Annotated in this window: 6 protein-coding genes; 1 reads left to right on the top strand and 5 read right to left on the bottom strand. The window is 75.2% G+C overall.

Features of this window, described 5'->3' with window-relative positions:
* Positions 1-128 precede the first annotated feature (128 nt).
* Together ABZ641_RS20835 and ABZ641_RS20830 are read right to left on the bottom strand one after the other, a co-directional pair.
* Entirely contained in the window at positions 129-1,622 is a 1,494-nt protein-coding gene (locus ABZ641_RS20835) for an aminopeptidase P family protein (protein ID WP_359983751.1), read from the bottom strand.
* 113 nt (positions 1,623-1,735) lie between these two features.
* Positions 1,736-3,184, bottom strand: coding sequence for a SpoIIE family protein phosphatase (locus ABZ641_RS20830; protein WP_359983748.1), 1,449 nt, complete (start codon positions 3,182-3,184; stop codon positions 1,736-1,738).
* 478 nt (positions 3,185-3,662) lie between these two features.
* Here ABZ641_RS20830 and ABZ641_RS20825 point away from each other — a divergent pair, with 478 nt between their 5' ends.
* Positions 3,663-4,313 carry a bifunctional DNA primase/polymerase gene (locus ABZ641_RS20825; protein WP_344624538.1) on the top strand — a complete coding sequence of 217 codons (651 nt, stop codon included), beginning with the start codon at positions 3,663-3,665 and terminating at the stop codon, positions 4,311-4,313.
* Positions 4,314-4,534: 221 nt separating this feature from the next.
* Here the strand turns inward: ABZ641_RS20825 and ABZ641_RS20820 are convergent, their stop codons facing one another.
* From ABZ641_RS20820 to ABZ641_RS20810, 3 genes are all read right to left on the bottom strand, one after another.
* Positions 4,535-5,515, bottom strand: coding sequence for a DUF5926 family protein (locus tag ABZ641_RS20820; protein ID WP_344624537.1), 981 nt, complete (start codon positions 5,513-5,515; stop codon positions 4,535-4,537).
* Positions 5,516-5,648: 133 nt separating this feature from the next.
* On the bottom strand, positions 5,649-6,293 hold the full coding sequence (locus ABZ641_RS20815; protein WP_344624605.1) for an ATP-binding protein: 645 nt from the start codon (positions 6,291-6,293) through the stop codon (positions 5,649-5,651).
* Between the two features lie 165 nt (positions 6,294-6,458).
* Complete coding sequence (locus ABZ641_RS20810; RefSeq protein WP_344624604.1) at positions 6,459-7,238, bottom strand: glycerophosphodiester phosphodiesterase; 780 nt, start codon at positions 7,236-7,238, stop codon at positions 6,459-6,461.
* Positions 7,239-7,406 lie beyond the last annotated feature (168 nt).

Below are 7,406 nucleotides of genomic sequence, written 5' to 3'. Positions count from 1 at the left end.
ACACAAAAAAAGTATTGGGGTGTGTGGTGTACAGAGGTTTCCCCTCCCTACCTTCGGCTCCGCGGGCGCGGGCCGGGCACCCCGCGCGGGGTGCCCGGCCGTCGTGCGTGCCGTGCGTGCCGGACCGGTCAGCGGGCCAGGCCGGACATCCAGGACTCGACCTCGTCCGCGGTGCGGGGCAGCCCGGCCGAGAGGTTCTCGTTGCCGTCGGCGGTGACCAGGATGTCGTCCTCGATCCGGACGCCGATGCCGCGGTACTCCTCCGGCACGGTCAGGTCGTCCAGCTGGAAGTACAGGCCGGGCTCGACGGTGAGCACCATGCCCGGCACCAGCTCCGCGTCCACGTACTCCTCGCGGCGGGCGTGCGCGCAGTCGTGCACGTCGAGGCCGAGCATGTGGCCGGTGCCGTGCAGCGTCCAGCGGCGCTGCAGGCCCAGCTCCAGCACCTTCTCCACGTCGTACACCGACGGGTCGAGCAGGCCCCAGGCCAGCAGGCGCTCGGCCAGCACCCGCTGCGCCGCGTCGTGGAAGTCGCGGAACCGGCCGCCCGGCCTCACCGCGGCGATGCCGGCCTCCTGCGCGTCGTACACCGCGTCGTAGATCTTGCGCTGCAGCGCGTCGAACCGGCCGTTGATCGGCAGGGTCCGGGTGACGTCCGCGGTGTACAGGGTGTTCGTCTCCACGCCGGCGTCGAGCAGCAGCAGCTCGCCGGGGCGGACCTCGCCGTCGTTGCGCACCCAGTGCAGGGTGGTGGCGTGCGGGCCGGCGGCGCAGATGGAGCCGTAGCCGACGTCGTTGCCCTCGACCCGGGCGCGGCGCCAGAAGGTGCCCTCGATCCAGCGCTCGGAGGTGGCGACGGCCTGGCCGAGCTCGCGGACGACGTCGGTGAAGCCCTTCACGGTGGCGGCGCAGGCGGCCCGCAGCTCGCCGACCTCCCACTCGTCCTTGACCAGGCGCAGCCCGGACAGGAAGACCTTCAGCTCGTCGTCGCGCTCCTCGTCGAGCACGCCGGCGAGCGCCTCCTCCAGGGCCGCGTCGTAGCCGCGGACGATCCGGGTGGGTACGCCCTCGACGGCGGCGAGCTCCTCGGCGGCCTTGCGGACGTCGCGGGCGGGCAGGCCGAGCAGGGCCTGCGCCTCCTCCAGGCTGTGCCGCCGGCCGACCCACAGCTCGCCCTGGCCGTCCAGCCAGAACTCGCCGTTCTCGCGGTTCGAGCGCGGCAGCAGGTACAGCACGAAGTCGTGGCCGTCCCCGGTGGGCTCGCCGACCAGGACGGCGTCCTCGGTCTGGTCGCCGGTCAGGTGCACGTACTCGCTGGCGGCGCGGAACGGGTAGTCGGTGTCGTTGGCGCGCACCCGCAGCCGGCCGGCCGGGACGACCAGCCGCTCGCCCGGGAACGCGGCGGACAGCTTCGCCCGGCGCCCGGCGGCGTACGGGGCCTGGGCGACCTGCTGCAGCCCGCGCAGCTCGGTGTCGGCCCAGCCCGACTTCATGGACGCGGCCAGCTCGTCGGTGACCTCCCCGTACAGGCCGTTCTTGCGGCCCTTGATCGGCTGGTCCTCCTCCTCGGCGGCCAGGCCCTCGGGGTTGTCGGACACTGCCGGGGTGCGGTCCTCGGTCACGTACGTCGCCTCCTTGCGCGCGTCTCCCCGCCCGGGGCACGTCGGATCGCGACGTGGTCGGGCGGCCGTGCCCACCATGGTACGAGGACGGACCGAACGGCCGTCCGGGCCGGTCAGCAGAAGCGCAGCGCCATCAGGACGAGGTCGTCGGAGCCGGCGGCCTCGCCGCCGGTGACCTCCAGCAGGTGCGCGCAGAGCCGGTCGGGGTCGAGCAGCACGTCCCGCGGGGCGTCGGCGGCGGCCCGGCGCAGCGCGGCCTGCCCGGCGTGCAGGCTCGGGCCGCAGCGGCGGGCGAGCCCCTCGGTGTACAGCAACAGGAGGTCGCCGCGGTCGGCGGCGAGCTCCACTCCGGGCGCCTCCCAGCAGCTGAGCACGCCGAGCGGCGCGGAGAGCGAGGTCTCGACGAAGCGCGCCTCGTCGCGGGTGACCAGGATCGGCGGGCAGTGCCCGGCACCGGCCAGCGTGACCCGCCGCTCGGCGGGCTGCACCCAGGCGTAGACGGCGGTGGCGGTGCGGGCCGGTTCGGTGGTCTTGAGCAGTAGTTCGAGGTCGCCGAGGACGGAGACCGGGTCCTCGCCCTCCAGCACGGCGTAGGCACGCAGCGCGGCCCGGATGCGCCCCATCGCGGCGGCCGCCCCGGGGGCGGAGGCCGGCCCCGCGCCGGGGCCGTCGCCGAAGACGCTGCCGACGGTCAGGGCGAGGGTGCCGTCGGGGAGCTCCACCGCGTCGTACCAGTCGCTGCCGGTGGCCTGCTCCAGGCCGGCTGTGACGCAGCGGGCGGCGAGCCGGACGCCGTCCAGCACGGGCAGCCGGTCCGGCAGCAGACCGCGGCGCAGGGCGTCGGTGGCCCGCCGGGTCCGGTCGGCGGCGAGCTGGCCGGCCAGCACCGGCCCGGCGAACTCGCAGTAGCGGCGCAGGAGGTGGCGGCGGCGCTCGCCCGGCTCGGCGGGCTCGTCGTAGAACCAGGCGGCGGCGCCGAGCGGGCCGTCCTCCGGGGTTCCGAGCGGCAGCGCGAAGCAGGCGCCGAGGCCGAGCTGGGCGGCGACCTCGCGGAAGCGCGGGCCGGCCGCCGGGTCGGCGGCGAGGTCGGCGATCAGCAGCTGCCCGCCGTCGCCGGCCCGGCTGAGCAGCCCGGCGAACGGCCCGTGCTCGACCGGTACGGTCTCCAGCGCGCCGATGCCGGAGCGGTCGAGGCCGAGGCCGACGGGGCGGCCGCTGCCGCGCGCGGTGGTGGTGATCAGTCCGCGCCGGGCGCCGAGCAGGGCCGCGCCGGACTCCAGGACGGCCGCCAGCGCGGCGTCCAGGCCCCGGGCGCGGGTGAGCAGTTCGGTGTGCTCGTGGAGGCTGGTGAAATCGGACAGCCATCCGGCCAAACGGTCCTGCAGCCCGCCGTCGGCCCCGTCGGCGAACTCGTCGCCGAGGAGCGCCGGCAGCGGGAGGACCGGCGTCAGGACGGCCGCCGCGGGCGCCGTCCCGCAGGGTGCCGGGGCCGCTCCGCACGCTGCCGTGCCGGGCAGCGCCGCACCGCTCACGGCCAGTCCGCTCGGCTGGGCGTCGGTCATGTCGCAACTCCCCACATACTGGTACGTGTCACGCAGGACTCCCGAGACCGGACAGAACGAGTGCTATCTCACTGTTCGGCAGCAATCCACCACTTGTACACAGGCCGATCGGGGCATGTCCATAAGCGTGACGAGGTCTCTCCCGGCGGCCCGTGCGCGCGGTCGCGGGCGGTGCCGGGGCGCGCCGGTGCGGGCCCGCGGCGGCGCCGTGCGGCCGCTCGGGCTGACGCTCGGTCAATCTGCGGTCCGGATCGTATGCTTCCGCCTCGCGGCGGCTCCCCGGCCGGCGGCCGACTCACTCGTACGGTGGAACCGGCGGGCCGCAGCGCGCGTCCATCCGGCCGTATGAGGGATTCTCGTTCCAGGGGCCGTGCGGCCGGGAACCTCCGGGTGCCCTCCCCCTCCCTCGTCTCACACCGCCCGCGCCCGCGCCGGCGGTCGTCCTGGTCCCCACGGTCGCGGAGAGGAACGAGCACCCATGCGTCGGATGCAGTTGCGGTGGCCGGGGAGCCGCCGGCGGGAGCAGGGCGCGCTGCTGTTGGCGGCGCTGGAGGCGGCGGACCGCGGCTGGCCGGTGGTGCCGGGCGCGCGTGCCGTCCGCGGGGTGTTCGGCCCGTGCAGCTGCGGCGAGCAGCGCTGCCCGCTGCCCGGCGCCCATCCGCACGACCCGCCGCTGGCGGCCGCCACCACGGACGGCCGGATGGTGCAGTGGTGGTGGGAGCGCCGGGCACCCGGCGCGCCGGTGCTGGTCGCCACCGGCCGGTCGGTGTGCGGGGTGAGCCTGCCCGCCGCGGCGGGCGAGCGGGTGCTGCGCTACTTCGCCGACCTGGGCGTGCCGGTCGGCCCGGTGCTGGCCGCGCCCGGGCGGCACGTGCTGCTGGTCGCGCCGTTCACGCTGGAGGAGCTGGGCGGGCTGCTGGCGGAGCGGCCCTGGGTGCCCGGTTCGCTGCGCTACCACGGCCCCGGCGGGTACGTCCTGCTGCCGCCCTCGCAGACCGGTGCGGGCGGGGTGCACTGGGTGTCACCGCCGGTCGGGAACGGGCTGTGGCTGCCTCAGGTCGGCACCCTGCTGGAGGGGTTGATCGCTGCGAGCGTGGCCGAGCCGGACGACAGCCGGCTGGCGTACTGAGCCGGGCGCGGGGCGGCCGGAACGCGGCGCCTCCGCGGCACCGCCGGGCGTCCCCGGGTGTCCCGGGAATGGAAAATCCGGTCGCTGGCGACGGGGGATGCACCAGCGACCGGACTGTTTAAACAGTAACAAAGATCCGGCGGGGCGCCAATTTGTCCGCCCATGGCCGACCTGGCATTTTCGTCCCACCGGTGGAAATGTGACCGGAGTCACATTCCCCGTCAGTTCAGGGTGATCTGACGGCTCACCAGGTTGGCGCGGGCGCGGCGCTCCTCCGCGGACAGGGGTGCGGTCTCGGCCAGCGCGCCGGCCAGCCGCTCGGCGAACTCGGCGGCGGGCTGCTCGCAGTCCTTCGCGGAGAACTCCACCGGCAGGTCCCACACCGGCACGGTCAGGCCGTGCGCGCGGAACGAGCCGACCAGCTTGGTGTCCTCGCCGAGCGAGCTGCGGCCGGCCGCGGACAGCCGGGCCAGCGCGTCGAGCAGCTTCTCCTCGGGCACGGTCATGACCCAGCGCAGGTGGTTCTTGTCCGGGGTGCCGCACCAGTAGGCGGCGTCCACGGAGGCGACCTTCTCGGTCGGGATGGCCGAGGCGTTGGCCCGCTCCAGCGAGGCGGCGACCTCGCCGGTGGCGGACTCGGCGTCCTCCAGCCAGAACTCGAAGCCGGTGTGCACGGTCGGGACGAAGCCGGCCGAGGTGTCCAGCAGGTCCTGCAGGCGGCGGCCGCCCGGCACCGTCCGGCGGGACGGCACCGGGGTGCCCGGCTCGGTGGCGAGGGCCAGCTCCAGCGCGTCGGCCAGGTCGCGGCTCAGGTCGCCCGAGCCCGACTGGGTCTGCAGGCCGAGCAGGATCGATCCGTCCGCGCGGCGAAGCGCGGGCCAGGCCAGCGGCAGCACGGTGGCCAGGGTCACCGACGGCACCTCGCCGACGGCGCCGTCCGCCACCCCGGCGGCCAGCGTCAGCGGCACGGTGGCGGCCGGCACCAGCTCGCGCAGCGCGACCCAGTCGGCCTCGCCCGGCAGGCCCTCGAACGGGCGGTGCACCAGCTCCTGCACGGCGTGCGCGGCCTCCCGGCCGTGGCAGGCCTTGTACCGGCGGCCGGAGCCGCACGGGCACTTCTCGCGCGCACCGACGACCGGGATCTCGCCGGTGGCGGTGGCGGTGCTGGGCTGCGACGAGGACTTTGCGGCCTTCTTGGCCATGGCGGGGCTCCCGGGAACGGCGACAGTGCACCCGCAGCCTACTGAGGTTCGTGCCGCCCACCGGTGCGGACGCACCCCCGCGGGGTCGCCACGGACCCGCCCGCGCGCCCCGCAGCCGGCCTGCGCGGCCGGCCTAGGCGGCCGGATCGTCGCGCCGCTCCGGCCGCAGCGGCAGGGCGGCCCAGACCGTCACCTCGCCCGGCGCGTCGCGGACGCCCCAGGCGTCGGCCAGCTTGCCGACGATGCTCAGCCCGCGTCCGCCGCGCGCCGTCAGCGACGGGCTGGCCGGCCGCGGCCTGGTCGGCGCACCGCCGTCGGTGACCTCCACGACGATGCCGTCCGCGTGCGTCCACCAGCGGACCAGGATCCCGCCCGGATCGTTTTCCTCCGCCGTCTCCGCGCCGCCGTGCCGGGAGGCCGTCACCGCCCGCACGAGGACCGCGTCCACCATGTCGGCGGTCGTCCGCCCGACCAGTTCCGAGAACTTTCCGAGCGGCCGCGCGTAACGACAGGAATTGCTGAGCAGTTCGGAGAGGATCAGCACCGCGTCGTCGACGACCTGCTCCGGTACCGCCCGTTCACCGAGCTCCCGGCGCATCCTCCGGCGAGCCGCTCCGACGCCGGCCGGACCGTGCGGCACCGCCATGGTCGACGAAGTCGGCCCTGTCTTTTCGGGCACAGCACGCGCCACCATCAACGCCACCCCCGGGACCTCCTTCAGCGTCTGCCGAGGGATGGATGCCCCCTGGGAATGCGTCGGAAACGACCGTTCGGCGATCGCGCAGAGACATTCCCGGGGCCCGCGACCCACCGTATTCAACCACCGATAAACCGCTTACGGTCTGTTGTGAAAGTCCGAGGAATTGAGCGTTCTCTGAGCTTCTGTCAGAAGTCCGCGCCCCGCCGTGCGCCGTTCGCACACCGCTCCGCCCGGGTGGTGCGCTCAGCGGCCGAGCTGCGCCAGCACCTCGCGCGGCCGGTTGGTGATCAGCGCCTCCACGCCCAGCTCCAGGCAGAGCTCGACGTCCTCGGGCTCGTCGACCGTCCAGACGTGCACCCGGTGCCCGGCCCGGCGCAGCGCCGTCACCAGGCCCGGGTCCCGCCGCACCAGCTCGATGCCGGGCCCGGCGACGGCGGCGCCGCCGGGCAGCGACCGCGTCCGGCCGAGCACCGGCAGCCGGCGCTCCAGCAGGTACACCGTCGGCATCGCGGGCACCGCCCGGCGCACCCGGTGCAGCGACAGCTCGGAGAAGCTCATGATCCGGACGGTGGACTCCTCCGGGGTGCGCGGCAGCAGCCCGTAGTGGTCCAGCAGCCGCACCAGCTCGGCCTCCGTCCGGCCCGCGTACCGGGTCGGGTGCTTGGTCTCGATGGCCAGCTCCACCCGGCGTCCCGCCTGGGCGACCAGTTCCAGCAGGCCGGCCAGGGTCAGGATCGAGCTCGGCCGCGGGGTGTCCGGCGAGTGCCAGGAGCCGAAGTCGAGCTCCGAGAGCTGAGCCAGCGTCATCGCGGACACCGCGCCCCGGCCGTCCGAGGTGCGCCGCACGGTGCGGTCGTGCACGCACACCAGCCGGCCGTCGGCGGTCAGCCGGACGTCGCACTCCAGCCCGTCCGCCCCCTCCTCGATCGCCCGGGCGTACGCCTCCAGGGTGTGCTCGGGCAGCGCCGCGGAGGAGCCGCGGTGCGCGACGACCCGGACGGCCGTGCGGTCGGGCGCCGGGATGCCGGAGGCCGCCGGAGTGGTGCGGCGGATCTTCTGAGTGTCCACATCAACACCCTACGAGTGCGCGGATGTCCGATCGGATTCGGCACGGGAAACCCGTGGTGAACACCTCCGTCCGGCGGTCGGCGGCACCGGACGGAGGCCGGCGGGCACCCGGCCGGGTGCCCA

The organism is Kitasatospora sp. NPDC007106 (genome assembly GCF_040634455.1).
Taxonomy (GTDB): Bacteria; Actinomycetota; Actinomycetes; order Streptomycetales; family Streptomycetaceae; genus Kitasatospora; species Kitasatospora arboriphila.
The sequence above is the reverse complement of the archived record's forward strand: the minus strand, read 5'-3'. Positions and strand labels throughout refer to the sequence as shown.